This window comes from Pseudomonas sp. S32, from assembly GCF_016648095.1.
GTDB lineage: Bacteria > Pseudomonadota > Gammaproteobacteria > Pseudomonadales > Pseudomonadaceae > Aquipseudomonas > Aquipseudomonas parafulva.
This window is the reverse complement of record NZ_JACVVF010000013.1, coordinates 93,644-116,303: the sequence shown is the minus strand read 5'-3', so window position 1 is coordinate 116,303 and position 22,660 is coordinate 93,644. Positions and strand designations below refer to the sequence as shown.

The 22,660-nt window shown below is 65.1% G+C and carries 21 protein-coding genes and 1 pseudogene; 8 read left to right on the top strand and 14 right to left on the bottom strand.

Features of this window, described 5'->3' with window-relative positions; translation table 11 throughout:
- Positions 1-42: 42 nt before the first annotated feature.
- Together IAE38_RS09970 and IAE38_RS09965 are read right to left on the bottom strand one after the other, a co-directional pair.
- On the bottom strand, positions 43-360 hold the full coding sequence (locus IAE38_RS09970; RefSeq protein WP_028634391.1) for a DUF2388 domain-containing protein: 318 nt from the start codon (positions 358-360) through the stop codon (positions 43-45).
- 118 nt (positions 361-478) lie between these two features.
- A complete protein-coding gene (locus IAE38_RS09965; RefSeq protein WP_201165394.1) occupies positions 479-1,012 on the bottom strand; it encodes a GNAT family N-acetyltransferase in 534 nt (177 codons plus the stop codon).
- A 135-nt stretch (positions 1,013-1,147) separates the two neighbouring features.
- Here IAE38_RS09965 and IAE38_RS09960 point away from each other — a divergent pair, with 135 nt between their 5' ends.
- Complete coding sequence (locus IAE38_RS09960; protein ID WP_201217415.1) at positions 1,148-1,774, top strand: glutathione S-transferase family protein; 627 nt, start codon at positions 1,148-1,150, stop codon at positions 1,772-1,774.
- A 13-nt stretch (positions 1,775-1,787) separates the two neighbouring features.
- Here the strand turns inward: IAE38_RS09960 and mrdA are convergent, their stop codons facing one another.
- The gene (mrdA, locus tag IAE38_RS09955) at positions 1,788-3,683 is read right to left on the bottom strand and encodes a penicillin-binding protein 2 (protein ID WP_201165390.1); all 1,896 of its coding nucleotides are present in this window, start codon (positions 3,681-3,683) and stop codon (positions 1,788-1,790) included.
- Between the two features lie 263 nt (positions 3,684-3,946).
- Between mrdA and IAE38_RS09950 the strand changes: the two genes are divergently transcribed.
- The gene (locus IAE38_RS09950; RefSeq protein WP_201165388.1) at positions 3,947-4,438 is read left to right on the top strand and encodes an isochorismatase family protein; all 492 of its coding nucleotides are present in this window, start codon (positions 3,947-3,949) and stop codon (positions 4,436-4,438) included.
- A gap of 29 nt (positions 4,439-4,467) precedes the next feature.
- Here the strand turns inward: IAE38_RS09950 and IAE38_RS09945 are convergent, their stop codons facing one another.
- Positions 4,468-5,166 carry a pirin family protein gene (locus tag IAE38_RS09945; RefSeq protein ID WP_201165386.1) on the bottom strand — a complete coding sequence of 233 codons (699 nt, stop codon included), beginning with the start codon at positions 5,164-5,166 and terminating at the stop codon, positions 4,468-4,470.
- Between the two features lie 222 nt (positions 5,167-5,388).
- On the opposite strand from IAE38_RS09945, the gene IAE38_RS09940 reads away from it, so the two are divergent.
- Together IAE38_RS09940 and IAE38_RS09935 are read left to right on the top strand one after the other, a co-directional pair.
- Entirely contained in the window at positions 5,389-7,800 is a 2,412-nt protein-coding gene (locus IAE38_RS09940; RefSeq protein WP_201217414.1) for a UvrD-helicase domain-containing protein, read from the top strand.
- 185 nt (positions 7,801-7,985) lie between these two features.
- Entirely contained in the window at positions 7,986-8,912 is a 927-nt protein-coding gene (locus IAE38_RS09935) for an alpha/beta fold hydrolase (RefSeq protein WP_201217412.1), read from the top strand.
- Between the two features lie 6 nt (positions 8,913-8,918).
- Here IAE38_RS09935 and IAE38_RS09930 read toward each other — a convergent pair whose 3' ends face one another.
- On the bottom strand, positions 8,919-9,488 hold the full coding sequence (locus IAE38_RS09930; protein ID WP_201217411.1) for a hypothetical protein: 570 nt from the start codon (positions 9,486-9,488) through the stop codon (positions 8,919-8,921).
- 97 nt (positions 9,489-9,585) lie between these two features.
- Positions 9,586-9,972 carry a VOC family protein gene (locus IAE38_RS09925; RefSeq protein WP_028634376.1) on the bottom strand — a complete coding sequence of 129 codons (387 nt, stop codon included), beginning with the start codon at positions 9,970-9,972 and terminating at the stop codon, positions 9,586-9,588.
- Positions 9,973-10,172: 200 nt separating this feature from the next.
- On the opposite strand from IAE38_RS09925, the gene IAE38_RS09920 reads away from it, so the two are divergent.
- Entirely contained in the window at positions 10,173-11,078 is a 906-nt protein-coding gene (locus IAE38_RS09920) for a LysR family transcriptional regulator (RefSeq protein WP_028634375.1), read from the top strand.
- A 10-nt stretch (positions 11,079-11,088) separates the two neighbouring features.
- Here IAE38_RS09920 and IAE38_RS09915 read toward each other — a convergent pair whose 3' ends face one another.
- Positions 11,089-11,682, bottom strand: coding sequence for a biliverdin-producing heme oxygenase (locus IAE38_RS09915; RefSeq protein WP_201165382.1), 594 nt, complete (start codon positions 11,680-11,682; stop codon positions 11,089-11,091).
- A 116-nt stretch (positions 11,683-11,798) separates the two neighbouring features.
- Between IAE38_RS09915 and IAE38_RS09910 the strand changes: the two genes are divergently transcribed.
- Positions 11,799-12,290 carry a GNAT family N-acetyltransferase gene (locus IAE38_RS09910; RefSeq protein WP_201165381.1) on the top strand — a complete coding sequence of 164 codons (492 nt, stop codon included), beginning with the start codon at positions 11,799-11,801 and terminating at the stop codon, positions 12,288-12,290.
- A 45-nt stretch (positions 12,291-12,335) separates the two neighbouring features.
- Here the strand turns inward: IAE38_RS09910 and IAE38_RS09905 are convergent, their stop codons facing one another.
- Complete coding sequence (locus IAE38_RS09905) at positions 12,336-13,709, bottom strand: 8-oxoguanine deaminase (protein ID WP_201217409.1); 1,374 nt, start codon at positions 13,707-13,709, stop codon at positions 12,336-12,338.
- Positions 13,710-13,903: 194 nt separating this feature from the next.
- On the opposite strand from IAE38_RS09905, the gene IAE38_RS09900 reads away from it, so the two are divergent.
- Positions 13,904-15,139 carry an MFS transporter gene (locus tag IAE38_RS09900; protein ID WP_201217407.1) on the top strand — a complete coding sequence of 412 codons (1,236 nt, stop codon included), beginning with the start codon at positions 13,904-13,906 and terminating at the stop codon, positions 15,137-15,139.
- On the opposite strand, the gene IAE38_RS09895 is transcribed toward IAE38_RS09900, so the two are convergent.
- Positions 15,085-16,020: a LysR family transcriptional regulator gene (locus tag IAE38_RS09895; protein ID WP_201164347.1), complete on the bottom strand. Its 936-nt coding sequence runs from the start codon at positions 16,018-16,020 to the stop codon at positions 15,085-15,087. The genes IAE38_RS09900 and IAE38_RS09895 overlap by 55 nt on opposite strands.
- Before the next feature lie 187 nt (positions 16,021-16,207).
- On the opposite strand from IAE38_RS09895, the gene IAE38_RS09890 reads away from it, so the two are divergent.
- Positions 16,208-16,759, top strand: coding sequence for a sterol desaturase family protein (locus IAE38_RS09890; RefSeq protein ID WP_028634370.1), 552 nt, complete (start codon positions 16,208-16,210; stop codon positions 16,757-16,759).
- Here IAE38_RS09890 and IAE38_RS09885 read toward each other — a convergent pair.
- From IAE38_RS09885 to fni, 5 genes and pseudogenes are all read right to left on the bottom strand, one after another.
- Positions 16,683-17,615: pseudogene (locus IAE38_RS09885) on the bottom strand (phytoene/squalene synthase family protein); the annotation flags it as partial. The gene IAE38_RS09890 and the pseudogene IAE38_RS09885 overlap by 77 nt on opposite strands.
- A complete protein-coding gene (locus IAE38_RS09880) occupies positions 17,612-19,102 on the bottom strand; it encodes a phytoene desaturase (RefSeq protein WP_201217405.1) in 1,491 nt (496 codons plus the stop codon). The pseudogene IAE38_RS09885 and the gene IAE38_RS09880, both read right to left, overlap by 4 nt.
- Positions 19,099-20,265 (bottom strand): lycopene beta-cyclase CrtY, encoded by a 1,167-nt coding sequence (crtY, locus tag IAE38_RS09875; RefSeq protein ID WP_201217404.1) that lies wholly within the window; start codon positions 20,263-20,265, stop codon positions 19,099-19,101. The genes IAE38_RS09880 and crtY overlap by 4 nt, the downstream gene beginning before the upstream one ends.
- The gene (locus tag IAE38_RS09870; RefSeq protein WP_201217402.1) at positions 20,250-21,527 is read right to left on the bottom strand and encodes a glycosyltransferase; all 1,278 of its coding nucleotides are present in this window, start codon (positions 21,525-21,527) and stop codon (positions 20,250-20,252) included. The genes crtY and IAE38_RS09870 overlap by 16 nt, the downstream gene beginning before the upstream one ends.
- Complete coding sequence (fni, locus tag IAE38_RS09865) at positions 21,524-22,570, bottom strand: type 2 isopentenyl-diphosphate Delta-isomerase (protein WP_201217400.1); 1,047 nt, start codon at positions 22,568-22,570, stop codon at positions 21,524-21,526. The genes IAE38_RS09870 and fni overlap by 4 nt, the downstream gene beginning before the upstream one ends.
- Positions 22,571-22,660 lie beyond the last annotated feature (90 nt).

The following is a 22,660-nucleotide window of genomic DNA, read 5'->3' as shown; positions in this document are numbered from 1 at the left end:
GCCAGACATCACGACCTTGTCACTTGGCCGGCACGCAGGCCCTCATTGCTGGGCGACCAGATCGTCCTGAGACAAAATGGCCTGGGCAAGTTCGTCATCGCTGGCCTGCAGGCCAGGGTGGTCCTTGCGCGCCTGTTGCAGGGCCGCCTCAACATAGGCGCCCCGGATCGCGCCACCGCTGGCAACGAATGCAGACAACTCGTCACGGGCGGGGATGATCCGTTTGTCGTCTTTGAAGGTTGAATAAAGCGAGGCCGACACACCGGCCGAGGTGGCGATGTCGCGCCCGTCGACACGGGCCAGGGCCGCACCGGCAGGTACTAGAAGCAGCAGGGCAGGGACGAGCATAAGGTGGCGCATGTCGTGTTCTCCAATAGGGTGACGCCCAGGGAAAATGACCACTCAGAGTTTATGAGGCCAACCCACCAAGGGTAGTTCCATTGCCGCGTCTGGCCACCCGCCGCTGCGGCTTTAGGCGTCAGGCCACGGCTGACGGCGCGCCCCGGCGATACAGCGGACGTGGCGTGGCGGGTTGCTGGTCACAGTGCTGGTGGCCCGTCAGCGCAAAACCTGCCCGTTCAGCCAGGCGCTGACTGGCGGCATTGTCAGCGGCGGTGGTCAGCCAGACCGGTGCCGCGACCGCATCCAGCAGGCAAGTGAGTGCCTCACGCATCAGCCCCTGGCCCGCGCAGGCCTGGTTTACCCAATAGCCCACCTCATAGGCGCCGTCGCCAGGGGTCAGGCCAATGCAGCCGATAACCGCGCCACTGTCGGGCGCCAGCACGAAGTAGCGCTTTTCCTTGGTGGGCTCGTGGAATGTTTCGGCGCTGGTCTGCAGGTTGTCGCGCACTTCGTCCAGGGTCCAGTCAGGCTTGGCCCACTCCAGAAAAGGCTGATGCAGGGAGTAGCTGTGGAGCAGTGCCTGATGCACCTGTTGAGCGAATGCCGGGGCAGGGCGTACCAACAGGGTGCGGGCCGTGCTCAGGGTACGGGGGAGTGGGGGGTAAGGCATGGTGAGCCGTCCTTGCACAGTGAAGACGGCATCTAAGCACAGCTTCATGACCGTTTGCACCGGGCCATTGACCCTACCGGCTGGCCCATGGTCTGCTCGCCCTTGCCCCCACCACCTCACGCTAGGATCGCGTCCATGGCCGAATACACGCTGCACTGCTTCGCCGAGTCTGGTAATGCCTACAAGGCTGCCCTCATGCTCGAACTCACCGGGCAAGACTGGCAGCCGGTTTTCGTCGACTTCTTCAACGGCCAGACCCGCGAACAGGCCTGGCGTGATGAAGTGAACGAGCAGGGTGAGGTGCCGGTGCTGGAGCATGACGGCAAATCGCTCACCCAGTCGGCGCTGATTCTTGACTACCTCAGCCAGCGCACTGGCCAGTTCGGCCCGAAGGATGACGATGAGAAGCGCGAGATCTGGCGCTGGATGCTGTTCGACAACCACAAGTTCACCAGCTACTACGCGGCGCTGCGCTTTCTGTTCTGCCTGAAGAACACCGGTGAGACGGACGTGACCGGTTTTCTGCGCGAGCGCGCCACCGCCGCCTACCGCATCGTCGACGCGCACCTGGCGAAGACGCCGTTCATGGTCGGCGCCCGGCCGACCATTGCTGATCTGTCACTGGCAGGCTATGTGTTCATGCCCGAAGACACCGGCATCGACCTGGCGGCATTCACCCATATCGAGGCCTGGAAGGCGCGGCTGCAAGCATTGCCGGGCTGGAAGCACCCCTACGACCTGATGCCCCGCGCGGCGGCCTGAAACCAGGCAGCCGCTACCCGTGCGGTGACGCCTTGGCGGCGTTGCCGCTGGCGTACTGCGGCTTGAGGTGCCCCTGGTCATCCAGCAGGTAGGCGTCCATCACTTCCCGCACCACCGGCCCTGCCACGCGGCCGCCTGCTTCGCCGTTTTCGATCATCACCGCCACCACCACGCTGGGGTGCTCGGCGGGCGCAAAGCCGACGAACAGGGCGTTGTCGCGGTGACGCTCCAGGGTCTTGTTGCGGTTATAGCGCTCACCCTGCTTGATGGCGACCACCTGCGCCGTGCCGCTCTTGCCGGCGATGCGGTACTGGGCACCTGCCGCCGCCGCCCGGGCAATGCCGCGCGGGTCGTGCATGACCATCTGCATGCCCTGGCTGACCTGGTCCCAGGCGCGCCGGTCGCGCAGCACGATATCGGGCATGGGGTTGGGGTCTACCGGCGTGTCGCCGCCCACCGTCATGGCCAGGTGCGGGCGGTGCCACACCCCCTTGCTGGCCAGCAGGCTGGTGGCCTGCGCCAGTTGCAACGGCGTCACCTGCATGTAGCCCTGGCCAATCCCGAGAATCAGCGTTTCGCCCGGGAACCAGGCCTGGCGCCGGGTGGCCCGCTTCCACTGCGCCGAGGGCATCAGGCCGGACGATTCTTCGAACATGTCCAGCGAGACCTTCTGGCCCAGGCCGAATTCGGCCATGTAGTCGTGCAGGCGGTCGATGCCCAGCTTGTGCGCCAGGTCGTAGAAGTAGGTGTCGTTGGACCGCATGATCGCGGTGTACAGGTCTACCCAACCGTCACCGGTGCGGTTCCAGTTACGGTACTTGTGGTCGTAGTTGGGGAGTTCGTAATAGCCAGGGTCGAATACCCGGCTACCCGGGGTGATCACGCCACTGTCCAGGCCCGCGATGGCCACCTCGGGCTTGACCGTGGAGCCTGGAGCATACAGCCCGCGCAGTACCCGGTTGAACAGGGGGCGGTCGATGGAATCGCGCAGCTCGGCATACTGCTTGAAGCTGATGCCCTTGACGAACAGGTTGGGGTCAAAGCTGGGGTTGCTGACCATCGCCAGTACATCGCCATTGGCCGGGTCCAGTACCACCACCGAGCCACGGCGATCACCCAGGGCCTTTTCCGCAGCCTGCTGCAAGTGGGCGTCCAGCGTCAGCACAATATCCTGCCCCGGGGTCGGGGCCTTGTGGTTGAGTACCCGCATCACGCGGCCCTGGGCATTGGTTTCCACCTCTTCGTAGCCCACATGGCCGTGCAGCTGGCTTTCGTAGAAGTGCTCGATACCGGTCTTGCCAATCGACTGGGTGCCGCGGTATTCGGTGCTGTCGAGGGTCTTGGCTTCTTTTTCGTTGATGCGCCCCACATAGCCGACCGAGTGGGCGAAGTGCGCGCCCAGCGGGTATTCGCGGATGAACTGTGGTTCAACGTCCAGGCCCGGCAGGCGGAACTGGTTGACCGCCACCAGGGCAATTTGCTGCTCATCCAGCCCAACCATCAGTGTGACCGGCTCGAACGGCTTGCGACCACGCCGCAGGTCCTTGTCGAACTGCTTGCGGTCCTCTTCGCCAAGGCCCAGCACCTGCGTCAGGGTATCGAGCACCTGGGCGGTGGCGCCGCCGGTACGTTCACGGGTCATGGTCAGGTCGAAGCTGGGCTTGTTGTCGGCCAGCACCACGCCGTTACGGTCGTAGATAAGCCCCCGCTCGGGGGCGATGGGCAGCACATGCACCCGGTTGTTCTCCGACACCGCGCTCTGCTGGGCATGCTGCAATACCTGCAGCACGTAGAGGCGCCCCACCAGCACGGCCACCAGGCTGAACACCAGGGCAGCGCAGGCCAACAGCCGACGGTTGACCAGGTTTTTCTCCTTGTCGTGGTCCTTGAGGGGGATCGGTTGCGGCATCGGCTCGGTCTGCTGGGGTACTGGGCGAAGGCGCGTGGCCTGCCGGGGCATGGGGGGCAGTGATGCTACGCAAGGCAAGGGCCTCGCTCAAGGCGCCAGGCCGCGCCGCCCGCCCGGCCTGGCGTGTCACGCCCGCCAGCACAGGGCTGGCTGCAAGATGAAGATTTGTTCATTGGCGCCGGTGGCACCGGTACTGCGCGCATCTGCCATACCCACGCAAGCAGGTATACTCGCCGCCCGTTCTTTTACCCCGGAATACGCCAATGCGTCAGGTTTTGCTCGTCGTCGATGTCCAGTCCACGTTCAGCCCGCCGGAATGGCTGGTGGATGGCCTGCGCGTGCTGTCGGCGAACATCCCGACCATTGCCTCGGTGGAACTGCACGATGAGCAGGTAACCCCCTTTGAACGGCAGCTCGGCTGGCACCCCGCAGCCCAGGACGACAGCCTGATCGAGGCCGACCAGGTGTTCGTCAAGCATGGTTACGGGCAGAGCGCAGAGGCCATTGCCTACCTTCGTCAGCTGGGCGTGGAGCGTGTGCTGGTGTGTGGCCTGCAAACCGACACCTGCGTGCTGGCGGCAGGCTTCGCCCTGTTCGACGCAGGGCTGATGCCGACGCTGGTGACCGACATGACAGTGGGTTCTTCCCTGGACCGCAGTGCGAAGATGGGAATCGCCTTGTGGCAACACCACTTTGGCCAGGTCACCACCTCGGCTGAAGTGCTGGCTGACCTTGCGGGTGAACGCCAGGGCTGAGCCAGCCGGCGAGGGTGGGGTGGCCTGGGTCAGGCCACGTCCACCAGCACGATCTCGCTGTCTTCCAGGGCGGTTACCCGCAGCACCGGCTCTTGCTCGATCGCCACGCCGTCACGCGCCTTGGCCTGCACTCCATTGACCTCGACCCGTCCTTTGGCCGGCACCAGGTAACCGCGGCGGGCCGTGTCGAAATGGTACTCGGCCGTTTCGCCGGCGCGCAGGGTGGCGGCTACCAAACGCGCGTCGGTGCGAATCTGCAAGCTGCCTTCGTCGCCCTCGCGGCCACTGGCCAGGGTGACGAAGCCCTCACCGCGCTCGCCTTTGGGGAATGGCCGGGTGCCCCAGGCCGGGGCATCACCGGTGCGCTCGGGGATGATCCAGATCTGGAAGATGCGCGTGTCCACCGCTTCGCGGTTGTACTCGCTGTGCACGATGCCAGTGCCGGCACTCATCACCTGCACGTCACCCGCTTCGGTTCGGCCCTTGTTGCCCAGGCTGTCCTGATGGCTGATGGCCCCTTCACGCACATAGGTGATGATTTCCATGTCCCGGTGCGGGTGTGGCGGGAAGCCACTGCCTGCCGCGATCAGGTCGTCGTTCCACACCCGCAGGTTGCCCCAGTGCATCCGCGCAGGGTCGTGGTACTCGGCGAACGAGAAGTGGTGATGGGCGTCAAGCCAGCCGTGGTTGGCATGGCCCAGGCTTTCGAAAGGTCGCAGTTGCAGCATGATCGGGTTCCTCGGTGAGGTTGGAATGGCACCATCATGCGTCATTCACGTATCGAAAATAAGTGTAAATATTGGCTTTATACCATCTATATAGTCGATGTTTTTGTGTGAAGGAATTACTGCGTTTCATCGCCTAATGCACTGATCCGCAAGCAATTGCTGGCAGTTTTTGCGTGCAACGGCGAACATTGGCAGCTGTTTTTGCCAGACAACGGAGTGACCGTGGCCAACGAGCAACCCCAGGCCCTCGCCGAACTGATCCCACCCGCCCAGTTGCCCTGGTTCCGGCGCCTGGTCGCCCGCTTGCTGGGCCGCGGGCTCACCGGCCTGCAGGCGCAGCACCGCCATTCGGTGGAGTATGGCCGCGCTGAAGGCTACGAGGCCGGGCGGCAAGTGCTGGTCATCCGTGATTGCCGGTCCGACCTGCCGGCGGTCCCCGGCCAGGACGACAACCTGTTCGACGATTGGCGCCTGCCCTTGACCGCAGAGCTGAAGAAACGCTTCAAGGCCGATGTCGCCCAGCGCATGCCGGCCCACTCACAACCCAGTGCCGCGCAGTGGAAGCTGATTTTCAGCGACACGCCCTCCACGTGCGTTGTAGCCGGGGCGGGCGCGGGCAAGAGTACCTCCCTGGTGCTGCGCATCCTGTTGCTGCGCCATTACCTGGGTTATGAGCTGGACGCGATGACCGTGGTCACCTTCACCCGCGAGTCGCGCAAGGATTTCATCAAGCGCCTGCTGCAGGTGTTTGCCTTGTGGCAGATCAACCTGCTGCCGGGCCAGGCCCGCGACCTGGTGCGCACCTTCCATTCACGTATCCTGCCGCTGGTGCGCAGCCTGCCGGGCTTCGACAGGGTGCAGGCGTTCGAGACCCTGGGCAACGACCTGCCGGCCGGCCAGGAGGCGGAGGCCGACAGCAACCCGTTCGACCTGCGCCTTAACGATGCCCAGCGCCAGCAGTTGAACCAGTGCTACAGCACGTTGCTGGGCCATAGCCCGCGTTTTGCCGAGCTGGTCGGCCAGTTGCGCAACGAAGCACTGCAGCTCAAGGCGCTGGACCCCGACAACCCGGATGTGCAAAAGCGTGCCCAAGTCACGCAGTTGGCGGCCCAGCGTGATGAAGAGCTGTGCGATGTAATCGAAGACCTGTGGTTTGCAGCAGGCGCCTGGCCCATCAAGGGCATCGAACCATGCCGGGAGACGGTGTCGATACGCGGCAGCCGCTTTCATGTGCACGGTCGCCTGGGGCAGGGCGGGCCGCTGCTGGTGCTGGGTTTCGACCCGTCCGAGAGCGCGCAATACCAGCGCCCGGGTGCCAAGCTGGCGGTGCGCGCCGAATGGGCGGTCAAGCGCACCTTGTTGCAGGCCTTCTGCGACCAACCCCTGATCTGGCTGGACAACTACGCCATGGCCCGGCGCCTGGCCGCCTCGCTGGCCGGTGATGCCGTAGCGGGCCCAGGCTTTGAATACAAGGTGAAGGGCGAGCTGGCCCCGGCGCCACTGCTGGATGCATTCGTGGCGGCGGCCAACTTCATCGAAAACCTCGGCCTGGATGTGCCCACCGCCGTGCGGGCCATGCAATTTGCGTCAGGCGACAGCGATGCGTTGTTCTTCGAGGCGCTGGCCCTGTATTGGCGCGCGCTGGAAGGGCATCTGCTGGACCAGTCGCCCCCGGTGATGACCTACAACCACATGTTCGCCCTGTTCGGCGAGAACAACGCGGAAAACCTGCGGTTGCTGCCCGACCCGCTGCTGCGCCCGCTGGCGCACCTGATGATCGACGAATTCCAGGACGTTTCGCCGCAGATCGTCAGCTGGCTGCGTGCTTGCCTTGCCGAGATCCGCCGGCGCGGCTCAGCCATGCATGCAGGGCGGCAGGCTCAATACTCATCGCTGATGTGCGTGGGCGATGACTGGCAGTCGATCTATGGCTGGCGCGGCAGTTCGCCCACGTACTTCATGGAGTTCACCAAGGCCTTCCCCACGCCCGCCAATACGCGGGTGCTTCTGGTCGACAACTACCGTTGCCAGCAGCAGGTGATTGATGCAGCCGAGCACCTGGTCAAGGGTACCCCGGCCATTACCGGCAAGAAGGCCCGTGCCAGTGGCCCGGCGGCGGCGTTGCCCGGCACCCCGGTCAAGGTGTTCGACCGCGACGAGGCAGCACTGGGCCAGACCCTGATCGAACACTACCAGCGTGGCGAATCGGTGCTGATGCTGTACCGCAAGGGGGCCGATCGCGCCCTGATGAGCGAGCACCTGTACAGCGTGATGCAGGCCGAGTCGGCGCTGCCCCCCGAGCAGCGTCGGTTGCGCCAGCTCACTTACCACAGTGCCAAGGGCCTGCAGGCCGACGCGGTGTTCATGCTGGGTGATTGCCAATACCTCACCCGTTCACCTTACAAGAACCAGGTGTACCGCCTGGCGGGGCTGGGCAAGGCTGGCGATGGCCAGCCGTTCGACACCGCGCAAAAGGACGAGGTGCAGCGCCTGGCTTATGTGGCCGTGACCCGGGCGGTGCAGCACTGCTACTGGCACGTGGAGCCGGCCAATGGGGAGGGTGTGGTGGCCGTGCGAGCGTCCAGCCAGGTCGATGCCGGGCAGGTATTTTTCGAGGACTACCGCGGGCAGTAGGGTCGGTGACGGTTAAGTCACCGTCGGTGAGGGGCCAGTGGCGGGGCGTTTCTTGGGCCAAGGTTGAGTGTCGGCGCCCAGAGCGGCCCGGCGCAAGGGTTGCCGCTGGCGACAGGAGTCGAATGCCACGGTGGCGTATTCGGCCTGGAGCGGTCGTACCAGGCATCATGTCAGGAAGCGTACCCATGCGATCATCATCCACACCCAAGGATCACCCCCTCGACCTCAACGGCATCGAAATCGCGGTGCGTTGCTGGGGGCCGGAAGACGGCATCCCCGTGCTGGCATTGCACGGCTGGCTCGACAACGCGGCCTCGTTCGAGCGCCTGGCGCCCATGCTTGATGGCTGCTTCGTGGTAGCCCCCGACCTGGTCGGGCACGGGCGCTCCGACCACCGTCGACACGACAGCGGCTATTACCTGTGGGAACACGCCGAAGACATGCTGGCCGTGGCTGAAAGCCTGGGCCTGGGGCAGTTTCACGTACTGGCCCATGGTATGGGTACCGGCGTGGCGTCGCTGCTGGCCGCCATGACCAGCGCCATTGCCAGCATGACCTTTCTCGACGGCATGGGCGCACCCTTCACGGTGGCCGAGCATGACCGGGTTCAGCACCTGGCCCGGGCCTACCGCCTCAAGCGCATGGTACAGCGCAGCCAGTTGCAGGGTTTCAGCGAGCGTGATGTGCAACGTTTCGACGACCTGGACACCGCCCTGGCCCAACGCCGCGAGCGCCTGGACACCGGCCTGTCCGAAGCCTCCGCCCGGCTGCTGGCCCTGCGCGATTTGCTGCAACTGAACGAGGGTTACTGCTGGCGGCACGACCCTCGGCTGGTGCTCCCCGAGCCCATGCCGCTGACCGAGCGCGAGGCCTGCGACCTGCTCGCCCAGATCCGCTGCCCGCTTTACCTGTTGTTCGGCCGCCAGGGCGCCTTCAGCGGTGAAGCCTTCGGCCGGCGCGAAGCCGCATTGCCCAGCCAGGCCAAAGTGTCCTGGCACCCGGGCGGGCACCACTTCCACCTGGATGCGCCGGACCGCGCGCTGGTGGACCAGTTGCTGCGCATTCTGGCGCGTCATGAAGGCGGGGTACTGCAGCGCCTGGTCAATGAGTAGGTGGAGTCAGTCGAAGTAGCCCCGCAGGCTGAAGCTGTAGCGGGTGTCCACGGTCGTGGCTTCGCCGCGGCTCCAGCGCGGGGTCAGGACGAACTCGAAGGCCGGCTCGTACAACCCGTCGCGCACCAGTGCACCGGCCAGTACCTCTACACCGTACCAGCCGTTTGCCACTTCGATCATGGGGCGGCCTGGAGCCTGGTAGCGCGCCATCAGGTCGCCGAGTGTCTTGGCGGTGAAGTGCTGCAGGATGCGCCAGGTGTACAGCATCAGCGCGCCATGTTCGACCCGTACCACGTAGCCATCGCGTTGATGCTTCAGGCGGCTGCCCGGCATGCGCAAGGCCGGTGTCTCGCCCTCGAGGGTGAACAGGATGTGGTAGGGCAGGTTGTCTACCCCTGCAAGTGGCAACACCACGCCCTCGCGCACCGCCTGGTCGCCGGAGTCGTTGTGGGTGAACGCGTAGGCCAGGTCATCTGGCAGTGCATGCTCCTGCTTGAAGCGCTCAAGCAGCTGGATATCCCCGAGCAGAAAGTAGTCCACCAGGTCGTTGAGCACTTCACTGAATTCGTGGCGCATCTGTTTTCCTTGTAAGTGCACAGAAACGGCTGAGGCAGATTAGCCCTACCTGTTGCCGTCTGGATGCCCTGCGCGTCCCGGTGGAGCAGCCTATCGGCTAATGTTTCTGGGTGATTTGTATCAGGTTGCCGCAGGTGTCATCGAACACCGCCGTGAGGGCAGCGTCTGCTTCTGAAGGTGGCTGGGTAAACTGCACGCCTGCCGCGCACAGCCGGGTGTATTCGGCCTGCAGGTCGCGCACGCCAAACGACGCGGCGGGTATGCCGTCATGCTTGAGCGCCGCTTTGTACACTTTGGCAGCCGGGTGTGCATCGGGTTCGAGCAGCAGCTCCACGCCGTTAGGGTCGTTCGGGGAGGTGAGGGTGAGCCAGCGGTGCCTTCCCATCGGTGTATCGTGCTTGGGTTCGAAGCCGAGTACGTAATGGTAGAAGGCCAGTGCTTTGGCCTGGTCGTCGACGAGGATGCTGGTGACCATGATCTTCATAGGCATGCACCTGGGCTGGGGCTGTTACTACCAGTAAAGACGCTCCCGCGGGTTTGACCAGCCTTGGGCGCAGCGGGTGACCATAAAAAACCTGCTCTGGTCATAGCCAAATGCTTGCCAGTACTGCGCCACCCGTGGCCCTGCGGGAGGTAAAGTGTGGTCATCATTCCCGAGCGCCCTGACGCGTCAGAGAGGAACCTGTGGCCGCCTACACCTTGCGACAACTCAAGTACTTCGTTACCACCGTTGAAGCCGGGAGCGTGGCCGAGGCCTCACGGCAGCTTTACATCGCACAGCCGTCCATTTCCACGGCGATCAAGGGCCTGGAAGAAAGCTTCGGCGTGCAGTTGTTCATCCGCCATCACGCTCAGGGCGTATCGTTGACCCCTAGCGGCAAGCGCTTCTACGCCAAGGCCAAGTCGCTGCTGCAAATGGCCCATGAGTTCGAGCAGAATGCCCTGGCCGACAATGACACCGTCGCCGGGCAGATCGACATCGGCTGTTTCGAGACGGTCGCGCCCTTGTACCTGCCGCGCCTGATTGCAGGGTTCAGGCAGCGCTACCCTGGCGTGGACATCCGCTTGCGCGACGGCGAACAGCAAGATTTGATTCAAGGCCTGACCGCGGGCACCTTCGACCTGGCGTTTCTGTACGACCATGACCTGGATGGCACCATCGAGGCCGAGCCACTGATGCCGCCGCAGAAGCCCTATGTACTGCTGCCGGAAAACCACCGCTTTGCCGGGCAGGCGCAGGTGTCGCTGCGTGACCTGTGCCCGGAGCCGATGATCCTGCTGGATGTTGCCCCGAGCCGCACTTATTTCGTCAGCCTGTTCAATGAAATGGGCCTTACCCCCAACATCGTCTTCAGCTCACCCTCCATCGAGATGGTGCGCGGCATGGTGGGGCAGGGCTTTGGTTTCTCGCTGCTGGTCACCCGCCCTCATTCGCCTTACACCTACGATGGCCAGCGCCTGGCGATGCTCGACATTACCGAGCCGGTCGCTCTGTCGGGTCTGGCGGCCGCCTGGTTGAAGCGGGTGCACCTGACCAAGCCTGCACAGTTGTTCGTCGAGTTTTGCCGGGAAGAGTTGGCCAAGTTTTAAGGGCACTGCGCTAATGCTTGGCGCCGAACACGTTGTGAAGGTGGCCTCGGTAGGCGTCGAAGGCGGCAATGGCGCCGTCGATCGCTTCGGTTTCCTGGTGCTGCGTCAGGCTCAGTTCATCGACGCCGGCAACGAAGGCCTGCCAGTGCAGGGCGCGCCCTTGTGGGTGGGCGGCCAGATGGCGGGCACCGCAAGTGCCGTCCAGGCCCAGGTGCTGGGCCCACTTGAACAGAAAGGCCGCCCCCAGGTTCGAACCCTCGCAGCAGTACAGCCAACCCAGCGCCTGGGCTGGGCTTGCCCGCACCGGCGTGGGCACGGGCGGTTGCTGTAGCAGCAGGTCCTGCATGTCCTGCTGCACTGCGGCAAAACGCGATAACCCATTAAGGCCCGGCAGTTGCTCGTTCAGCTGTTCATCCTGATAAAGCCCCACAAGGCTGCCGTGGAACTGGTACTGCACCTGCAAAAAACGGGCATAGCGTTCACGGCTTTCGAATGGCCGTGCGGCTACCACCAGCTGATCGACGCTGTCGTGCTCCCGGTGGGTGGACGCTTTCAGGCGTTTGCAGCGGCTTGCTTCAGCAGGTGGCAAGGGTACAACGGTCATCGGCAAATCCGCAGCATCAAGTAAGGTGCCCATGATGCTTGCCATTACGGCATCGCGGCAAGCTTGACGGGCGGTTACCATAGACCAGCCCTACGCCTCACCCAAGGACAACCGCCATGCCCACGCTTCAATTCCGCTCCCCGGTGGCAGAGGATGCCTACCGCTGCCATGCCATCGAAACCGGCGCCTACGAAGGGGACGAAGCCGCCACACTGGAAAAGATCGCCACCCGCATCACCCAATACCCCCAAGGCTTCCTGCTGCTGGAGAGCGATGGCGATATCGTTGGCTTCATCAACAGCGGTTGTGCCCACCAGGTGGTCATGGCGGACGAGGCCTTCAAGGAGCTGGTGGGGCACGACCCGGCCGCACCGAACGTGGTGATCATGTCGGTGGTGGTCGACCCCGCCCAGCAGGGCAAGGGCTACGCCAGGCAGCTGATGCAGGCCTTTGTCGCCCAGATGAAGGCCGCAGGCAAACAGACCATCCATTTGATGTGCAAGGCCCAGCATGTGCCGTTGTACGAGAAGATGGGCTACCGCTATGTGCAGCCGTCACCTTCCGAGCATGGGGGCATGGCCTGGCACGAGATGGTGATGGCGCTGTGAAAACGGCCGGGCCTGCGCACACCCCGCGCGGGCCCGGCTGGGCGGTCAGTCGCCGCTGACCAGCTGGCGCGCCAGCTGGTTGTGGCGCTCCAGTACCCGTGGCAGGTCCACGGTAACCAGGTGGCCGCCCTGCACCACGACGCGGCCATTGATCACGCTGGTGTGCACCTGGGTTGGGGTGCAGAACACCAACGCCGCCAGCGGGTCGTGGTGAGCCCCGGCATAGGCCACGTTCCCAAGGTCGAAAGCGACGAAGTCGGCCACCATGCCAGGGGCCAGTGCGCCGATATCATCACGGTTAAGCACCTTCGCCCCGCCCAGTGTGGCGATCTCCAGCGCCTCGCGCGCGGTCATGGCATCCGGCCCGAACCCTACCCGCTGCAGCAGCAAGGCCTGGCGTACCTCGCCAATCATGCTGGCGCCATCGTTGGACGCCGAGCCGTCCACCCCGAGGCCCACCGGCACCCCGTGATCCCGCATGCGGCGCACCGGGGCAATACCCGAAGCCAGGCGCATGTTCGAGCAGGGGCAATGGGCAACACCGGTGCCGGTGCGGGCGAACAGTTCGATGCCGTGCTGGTCCAGTTGCACGCAGTGGGCGTGCCAGACATCGTGCCCCACCCAGCCAAGGTCTTCGGCGTACTCGGCAGGGGTCATGCTGAATTTTTCCCGGCTGTAGGCGATGTCGTTGACGTTCTCCGCCAGGTGCGTGTGCATCGACACACCGTAGTGCCGGGCCAGCACGGCCGCTTCTCGCATCAGGTCGCGGCTGACCGAAAACGGCGAGCAGGGCGCCACCACAATGCGGCGCATGGCGCCGTGGCTGGCGTCGTGGTAGTCCTCGATCAGCCGTTGCGACTCCTTGAGGATGTCGGGTTCCTTCTCCACCACCGAGTCTGGTGGCAGGCCGCCCTGGCTTTGGCCCACGCTCATGCTGCCGCGCGCGGCATGGAAGCGCATGCCGATGTCGGCGGCCGCGTGAATGCTGTCGTCGAGCTTGCAGCCGTTGGGGTAGATGTACAGGTGGTCGCTGGAGGTGGTGCAACCGGACAGGATCAGTTCGGCCATGGCGGTCTGGGTCGATACCGCGATCATTTCCGGGGTCAGCCGTGCCCAGATCGGGTACAGCTGGGTAAGCCAGTTGAACAGTTCCCCATCCTGGGCGGCAGGCACTACCCGGGTAAGGCTCTGATACATGTGGTGGTGGGTGTTGACCAGCCCCGGGATAACCACCTTGCCGGCCATGTCCAGCACCACGTCCGCGTGTTGGGGCAGGGTGTCGCTGGGGCCAACCTGGGTGATCAGGTTGTCTTCAATGAACAGGCCGCCGCCGCGTATTTCGCGGCGGAGGCCGTCCATGGTCACCAGCAGTTCAGCATTTTTGACCAGCAGTGTTTTCTTGGGTTGTACGAGTGACATGGCTTGAGCCTGTCGCAATACGCGTCAGCGATGACAGACGTCGTAGGCGAGCGGTTATGTAATCAGGAATCTGAAAAGTTGTATACATCAGCCGTTTATTGATGATCTGGATTCAGGCAATTTGTGAAATATGGCCGGCAATTAGAAGCCAGAGAATGAATAGACTGATGCTTTACCGTCGTGAGTATTAACCGATGCCTATTGCACAACCTGATCTTGCCGCTCCCCCCGTTGATCGAAACGCCGGGATCAGCATCGCCATCCTGGCCTTTTCCGCCTTTCTAATCGTGACCACCGAATTTCTGATCGTCGGCCTGTTGCCCGCGCTCAGTCGCGACCTGGGGGTGTCGATTTCGGTGGCTGGGCAATTGGTCACCCTGTTCGCGTTCACGGTCATGCTGGCGGGGCCCTTGCTGACCGCGCTGTTGGCCCACCTGGACCGCAAGCGGCTGTTTATCGGCATTCTCGTGCTGTTTGCCGCCTCCAATGCGCTAGCCGCCGTCTCGGACAGCTTTTGGGTACTGGCCATTGCGCGGGTGATTCCGGCCTTGGCGCTGCCGGTGTTCTGGGGCACTGCCAGCGAGACGGCTGGCCAGTTGGCCGGGCCGGGCAACGCCGGGCGGGCGGTATCGAGGGTATACCTGGGCATTTCGGCAGCCATGCTGCTGGGTATTCCGCTGGGCACCCTGGCGGCTGAGGCCATGGGCTGGCGCGGCGCGTTCTGGATGCTGGCCAGCTTGTCGCTGCTGATGGCCTTGGCCATGTGGGTGTGGATGCCGCAGGTGCCCCGTACGGCGAAGGTGGATTTTGCCCGTCAGGCGCGGATCTTCACCGAGCGCTTCTTCCTCGCCAACGTGCTGCTGTCAGTGGTGGTGTTTACCGCCATGTTCACCGGTTACACCTACCTGGCCGACCTGCTACAGCGCGTCGCCGGCGTGCCGGCAGCCCACACCGGCTGGTGGCTGATGGGCTTCGGAGCGGTCGGGTTGCTGGGCAACTGGGCCGGTGGCCGGGCGGTGGAGCGTTCGGCGCTTATGGCCACTGCCGGTTTTCTGGCGTTGCTGGCCATGGGCATGGCAGCACTGGTGCCGCTGGCACATATGGGCGTGCTGTTTTGCCTGGCGCTGGCGGTGTGGGGCGTGGCCAACACCGCGTTGTACCCCATCAGCCAGGTCCGGGTGATGGCGTCGGTAAACCACGCTCAAGCGCTGGCGGGTACCACCAACGTTTCCGCAGCCAATGCCGGTATCGGCTTGGGGGCCGTGCTGGGTGGCCTGGCCATTCCTGGCCTTGGCATCGAAAACCTGGGTTATGTGGCCGCAGCGGTGGCGCTGTTGGCGCTGTTGCTGGTGCCCCTGGTGCGGGGCCTTGCACCTCAGGCTGACGGCCCTGGCCGTGTGCCGTGTGGCGCCAGCCGCGCCAGCAGGTAGTCAAGCAACGCCCGTACCTTGGGCAGGGCTTCGCGGCTTTTCAGCCATACCAGGTTCATCGGCAGGCCGTCGGTCGCCAGCCCTGGCAGCACTTCCACCAGGTCACCCCGGTCCAGGTGCCGTTGGGTCAGCCAGGTGGGCAACTGACCGATCCCATGGCCGGCCAGCACGGCCGCGACCTCACCCTCGCCATCGCCCACCGCGATACGCGGTTGCAGCGTGCGTTGCTCCATCTCGCCCGGTTGGCGGCCCTTGAACAACCAGGGGCTGACCTGGCCGTCGGTATGGCCATAGCCGACGCAGTGATGGTGTTCCAGCTCCCGCTCGTGCTGGGGTACGCCGTGCTCGGCCAGGTAGGCGGGCGCTGCGCAGAACACCAGGCGCTGTGCACCGAAATACTGGTGCCCCAGCGCGGCTGGCCAGGTGTCGGGGCCGCCGATGCGTACCACGATGTCGATGCCTTCGTAGACCGGGTCGACGAAACGGTCCGAGAACGACACATGGGGCTGCAGCAAAGGGTGCAGGCGAATGAAGTCGAGGATCAGCGGCAACACATGCAGGCGCCCGTAGGACGCCGGCAGCTCGATGCGTACCTTGCCGTGGGGCTGGTCGCCTGTTGCCAGCAATGCGTGCTCCACCTCTTCGAGGTCGGCCAGTACGCAGGTGCAGGTGCGGTAAAACGTCACGCCGGCTTCGCTGAGTGCCAGCCGGCGAGTGGTGCGGTTGAACAACCGCGTGCCCAGGCGCGCCTCCAGCCTGGCAATGCTCTTGCTCACCGCAGAGCCGGTAAGGTTCAGCCGCTCGGCGGCTGCCGTGAAGCTGCCGAGGTCGGCTACGGTAACGAACACATCGATGCCTTTCAGGCGTTCTGAGGAATACATGAGCAACCTTGGCTAAACCCGTTTCACTGCCCTGGCAGCATACGGGATCCTGTGTGAGACTGCCGATTGGCAGCATGAACACCGTTTGGGCAGCGCTGTGATGGAACACTGAACGCCCCCTCGTACTCTTAGCTGCACTATCCACCACCGGACGCCCTCGCTGTCCGACATCGCCCGGAGCGCAAGCATGACCGTTACGCTGCTGACCTTCTTCGGCACCCTGGCAACCATGGAAGCCGTTGCCTGGCTGGCGCACAAGTACATCATGCATGGCTTCGGCTGGGGCTGGCACCGCTCGCACCATGAGCCGCGCACTGGCCTGTTCGAGAAGAACGACTTGTATGCGGTGGTGTTTGCCGTGTTGGCCATCATCCTGATCGCCCTGGGCAACGCCGGGTGGTACCCGCTGCAATGGGTAGGCGCGGGCATGACTGCCTACGGCCTGCTGTATTTCGTGGCCCACGATGGCCTGGTGCACCGGCGCTGGCCGTTCAAGGTGGTGCCGCGCCGGGGCTACCTGAAGCGGCTTTACCAGGCCCACCTGTTGCATCACGCGGTACCGGGCAAAGAGGGGTGCGTCTCGTTCGGCTTCCTGTACGCGCCGTCTATCGAGCGGCTGCGTCGGCAACTGCGTGCTCATCATGATGGGCCACTGCGCCGCAAGGGCGCTGCCACAGCTGCGCAGGCCGCCGAGGGTGGCGATGCAGCCGCCGGGTCAGGGCCTGCCACAGGCCACTGAGCAACGCGCCCACCTTTTCCAACCGTGTGGTGGACAGGCGCCCGTCCCAGGCGTCGGTGCCTGCCCGCATCACCTTGTGGCCAATACGCCGATACACCTGGCCAGCGGTGGCCACGGCCCACGCGCAGCGAAGCGGCAGTGCTGTCAGCCCCGCCTGGGCGCTGGCATAGTAAGGCTCGGCTTCGGCCACCAGGCGCTGGGCCATGCTTGCCACGGCGCGGCGGTGGCGGGGGTCGGCCAGTGCCTGGGCGGGTACCTGGAACTCAGCCAGCCAGGTGGCTGGCAAGTAGCAGCGGCCCACCCGGGCATCGTCGACGATATCCCGGGCGATATTGGTCAGCTGCATGGCCAGGCCCAGGTCGCAGGCCCGGTCCAGTACCTGTTGTTCATGAACCCCCATCACCCTTGCCATCATCAGGCCGACCACGCCGGCCACGTGGTAGCAGTAGCCCATTACCTCGTCCAGGGTCTGATAGCGGCAGCCCGAGACATCCTGGGCAAAGCCCTCCAGCAAGGCGAATGCCTCGTCCCGGGTGACGCCGTGGCGGCGCACCACCTCCTGCAAGGCGGCGAAGGCCGGGTCATGCACCGGCCGGCCGGCGCAGGCGGCGTCGGTCTGCAACTGCAGTGTGGCCAGGCGTTCGCGGGCCTGCTCAGGTGTCAGTACCACCGCATCGTGGCCCGCCTGCTGTCCATCGATCACATCGTCGCAGTGCCGGCACCACGCGTACAGCAGTACTGCGCTGCGCCGGGTTTGCGCGTCGAACAGGCGAGAGGCGGCGGCGAAGCTCTTGGAGCCCACCGCGATGCTGTGTTCGGCGTGGGCCAGCAACGCGTCATGGCTGGCCGGGGTCATGGGTGCAGGTCCTCCAGCATCAGGGCGGCGGTGGCCTTGGCCGAAGCGATCACACCGGGCACCCCGGCGCCCGGGTGAGTACCAGCGCCCACCAGGTACAGGTTGCTCACCTGGCTGTCGCGGTTATGCGGGCGGAACCAGGCGCTTTGGGTCAGCAACGGCTCCAGCGAGAAGGCCGACCCTACGTGGGCGTTGAGCTCGTGGTGGAAGTCCTGCGGGGTGAAGATGCGGCAGGTGACCAGGTCGTCGCGCAGGCCGGGGATGTAGTGGTGCTCCAGGTACTGCAGGATACGGTCCCGCAAGCGTGGGCCTTCCACTTCCCAGTCGATCGCGGCATTGCCCATGTGCGGCACCGGCGCGAGCACGTAGTGGCTCGAGCAGCCCTCGGGCGCCAGGCTGGGGTCGGTGGCGCAGGGGGTATGCAGGTACAGCGAGAAGTCATCAGGCAGGGTGGAGCCGTTGAAGATATCGTCGATCAGCTCGCGATAGCGCGGGCCGAAGCACACAGTGTGGTGCCGCAGGTGGGGCTGGGGGCGTTTGAGGCCGAAGTGCACCACGAACAGTGAATTGCTGAAGCGCTTGCCCTTGAGCCGTTTGCCCTCCTGGGTGCCGCGGGGGTGCCCGCCCAACAGGTCGGCATAGGTGTGCACCACGTCGGCATTGGAGGCCACCGCGTCTGCCTCCCAGCGGCGCCCGTCACGGGTGCGCACGCCGGTCACGCGGCTGCCCTGGGTTTCGAAGGCCTCCACCTGGGCGTTGAGCTCCAGCGTGCCGCCCATGTCGGTAAACAGCTTGGCCATACCCTGCACCAGGGCGCCGGTGCCACCTTTGGGGAACCACACGCCCCAGGTACGCTCCAGGGCATGGATCAGCGTGTAGATCGATGAAGTGGCGAACGGGTTGCCGCCGACCAGCAAGGCGTGGAACGAGAACGCCTGGCGCAGTTGATCGTCCTTGATGAACTTGGCGACCATGCTGTACACGCTGCGCCACGCTTGCAGCCGCGCCAGTTGCGGGCCAGCGTGGAGCATGTCGCGAAACGACAGGAAGGGCACCGCGCCGAGCTTGATGTAGCCCTCCTGCAGAACGTCCTTGGAGTAAGCCAGAAACTGCCGGTAACCCTCCACATCCGCTGGCTCGAAAGCTTCGATCTGGCGCTCCAGTTCGGCCTGGTCGTTGCCATAGTCAAAGGCGCGGCCATCTTCCCAGCACAGGCGGTAGAACGGCGCCACTGGCAGCAATTGCACGTAGTCCTGCATGGGGCGCCCGGCCAGGGTGAACAGCGCCTCGATGGCGCTCGGGTCGGTGATCACCGTGGGGCCGGCGTCGAAGGTAAAGCCCTGGTCGTGATAGACGTAGGCGCGCCCGCCCGGCTTGTCGCGCCCCTCCAGCAGGGTGGTGCGTACACCGGCAGCCTGCAGGCGGATGGCCAGGGCCAGGCCGCCCAGGCCTGCGCCGACAACCAAAGCGGATCGTTCGTTGCTCATGAAGGGTCCTTGAAATGGGCTGGAGAATGGCGCAAGGCGGCCTGGATGGCCTCACCGACCGGCACTGGCGGCTTGCCAGACAAAATGCGCAGGCGGTCGCGCCAGGTGTTGTGGCCCGCATAGAACCGGGCAATCAAACCTTCGGGCAGTTGGTAAAAGCGTTGCATCACACGCCAGCGCTGGTCCGGTCGCCCGGCCAGGAACAGCATGCGGTTGAGCAGTCGGTAAAAGCGCTGGTCTCGCCAGCGGTGTTCCAGGTAGCCGCCCAACGCCTCGGCCAGCGAGGCTGCGCTGTCCAGTGGTTGGGCGGCCAGCCAGTCGGCCAGGCGTACCGCGTCCGGCAACGAGTAGCCGGTGGTGCAGTGGAACAGCCCGGCACGCAGGCCGACCGCAGGCTGGCGATGCTGCGCCGCCCACCAGGCGGGAAAATCGTCGGCCAGGGTGATGGGCAGTACGCCTTGTTCTTCGCGCAGGCATTCGGCAATGTGCCAGCCGCGCTGTTGCAGGTAGGCGCCGATATGTTCGCGCAACTGCTCGGGGGCCGGTGCCTGGCGGTCCACGTAGTGGGTGTCTTCCACCAGCAGGGTGTCGCTGCTGAACGGCAGTACATAAACAAAGCGATAGCCTTGGCCTTGCGGCACCCGGGCATCCATCAGGATGGGGGCCTGCAAGCCGTGGGGCGCGGTCAGGCGCAGCACCTGACCGAGAAACGCCTGCTGGCCGAGTACCCGGTGCGGGCTGGGCTGAATGCCGCGCCCGTCCAGCACCACGTTGGCCTGCAGGGTTTCGCCACTGGCCAGGGTGACCTGGTCGGGGCGAGCCTCGGTTACGTGGCAGCCCGTGCGCAGGGAGGAGCCCAGGGCAGGGGTGATGACCTGGGCGAAGCGCTCGCTGGTGATGCTGGCGTAGCCACTGGCAAGGCACCGCGAAAAAGCCGGGAAGTGCACGTGGTAGGCCGGCCAGCGCTTGACCACCAGCGGTGCCAGCCAGCGCTGCTGCGGTGGCGTCAGGTCGGCATCATGGAACGACCAGGTGTGGTTGCCACCCAGCTCGGCGGCTTGCTCCAGGCACAGCACGCGCAGTTCGGGTCGCAGTTGCTGCAGGCGCCAGGCAATCAGGCCATTGGCCAGGCCGCCGCCCAGCAGAATCAGGTCATGGCGCACAGGTTGCCCTCCTGCAGCACAGGTTTGCCGCTGCGTAATGCGGTTTCAAGGATGTCAGCGCCGCGCTGGACGCCGCCGCAGGTGGCGAGTTCGGCCTGCAGCGCGGCGTGTGTGGGGGCTGGCTGGCTGAGCAGCCGCCCCAGTGCATCGGTGATGGGGCCGGCCCCCGCATGGCGCGACAGCACCTCACCGAGCCGGTGGTAGCGCACGCGCGCAGCCACGCCAGGCTGATCGAAGGCGATGGGGATGACCAGCAGTGGGGTGCCAGCCGCCACCGTGTCGAGCACGGTGTTCAGGCCGCCATGGCTGACCACCACGCTGGCCTGGCGCACGGCCCAGTGTTGGGGGGCGAAATCGGTGACGAGGGTGGCGCCCAGTTGCAGCAGGCTTGCCTGTTGTGCCGGGCTCAACCCGCCGCAGTGGGCAACCAGCAGCTGAGCATCCAGGCGGCGGCAGGCTTGGGCGATACGCGCGAACAGCTCGAAGCGGTGACCTTGCAGGGTGCCCAGGCTGGCGAATACCAGTGGTTTGCCGGCGTCGAACGCCCAGTCGGGTGTTGCAGTGCAAGGTGCGCTGCGCAACGGGCCCACCGCATGGAAGTGTGCGGGTAGCCCTTGCCGGTGGAAGTCCAGGCTGGAGGGTGTCTGGCTCAACTGGGCCAAGGGCGACAGGCACTGGTGGGCCGCCTGGCGTGCTGGCAGGCCCAGCGCCAGGCATGCCTGTTCCAGCGCATGCTGCATGGGCCGCATCAGCCAGTCATGCACGCGCTCACTGCCTTCGTAGATGCGCGGGTCTAGGCCATGGTTGAAGGGCATGACGGGCAGCGGCAGGCCGGGCTCCCGGTTGATCGGCAATGCGCAGGCAACCGAGAAGAACGGCAGCCCACAATGTTCGGCGGCCAGTGCACCTGCGGGCTCCATCTGGTCGCAGATCACCGCATCCACGTGCTGTTCCCGCAGCGCTGCAGGCAGCCATTTGCACAGCATGGCAGTGGTCTGGGCCAGGTGCCGGATCAGCTGGCGCAGTTGCAGCGGCCCGGTTGGCCTGGCCACCAGCCCCATGGCGTGGTCCAGGCTACCCGGCGGGCAGTCGGCATGGCCAACCTCGACGTAACCCAGCCGTGTATCGCTGACCCAGCGCTGCGCTTCAGGCTGATGGAAAAAACTCACCCGGTGCCCGCGCGCGACCAACTCGGCGCCCAGCGCCTGCATGGCCGCAAAGTGGCTGGGGTAGGGCGGTGCAACGACCGCAAAGTGGCTCATGCCAGGTCCAGGCGCGGCGGCACCAGGCGTGCCCGACGCAACTGGGCAAGGTTTTGCGAGCCGGTGCAGAAGCAGACGATGCGCAGTTGGCGGATGATCACGTCGAAATGCGTCACCACCGCTTCGGTTGACGCCATGGCCGCGGTCAGCACCCCGGCGGCCTGGCCCACCAGGTCGGCGCCCAGGCGGATGGCCTTGGCCACATCCACCCCGTCGCGCACACCGCCCGAGGCGATCAGGCCGATACCGGGCACGGCGCGGTGTACCGCCAGCAGGCTCTGCGCCGTGGGGATGCCCCACCCGCTGAACGCCATCGCCACCGCGTGATCGGCGGCATTCTGGGTGCGTTCGGCTTCCACGGCAGCCCAGCTGGTGCCACCGGCGCCTGCCACGTCGATCATCGCGACGCCTGCATCGCTCAGCTGGCGTGCCACTGCCGGGGAGATGCCAGCCCCTACCTCCTTGATGACAACGGGCGCCGGTAGATGCCGGCACAAGTGCTCGATGTGCGCCAGTACACCCTGCCAGTTGCGATCCCCCTCGGGCTGCACGGCTTCCTGCAAAGGGTTCAGGTGGATGATCAACGCATTGGCCTGCAAGCTGTCCACGGCGCGCCGGGCCAGGTCCAGGCCATCGGGCTCACGCAGCTGTGCAGCGCCCAGGTTGGCCAGCAGCGGTGTATCAGGTGCCAGCCGGCGCAGTTCACCGGTCAGGCCTTGATCCTGGCCGGTGCGCAGGCTGACCCGCTGGGAGCCCACCCCCATGGCAACGCCGAGTGCCTGGGCTGCTTCGGCCAGGTGATGGTTGATAAAACGGGCCCGTTCCGCCCCTCCGGTCATCGAGCTGATCAGCAACGGCGCCCGCAGGGGCATACCGAACAGCTGGGTGCCCAGGTCTACGTCGTCCAGTGCCATTTCAGGCAGGGCGCAATGCTCGAAACGCAGCGCCGACCACCCCGGGTCGACCCCGTGGCTGGCGCTGCTGTTGGCCAGGACGATATCCAGGTGATCGTCCTTGCGTTGACTCAACGGGCTTTTGTTCATGCCGGCTCCATTGCCAGGGAATCATCCTGCGGTGCGTGCGGTCTGTGTGCATGAGCCAGACAACTTGTACAACGCGACGCGCTTTGTATA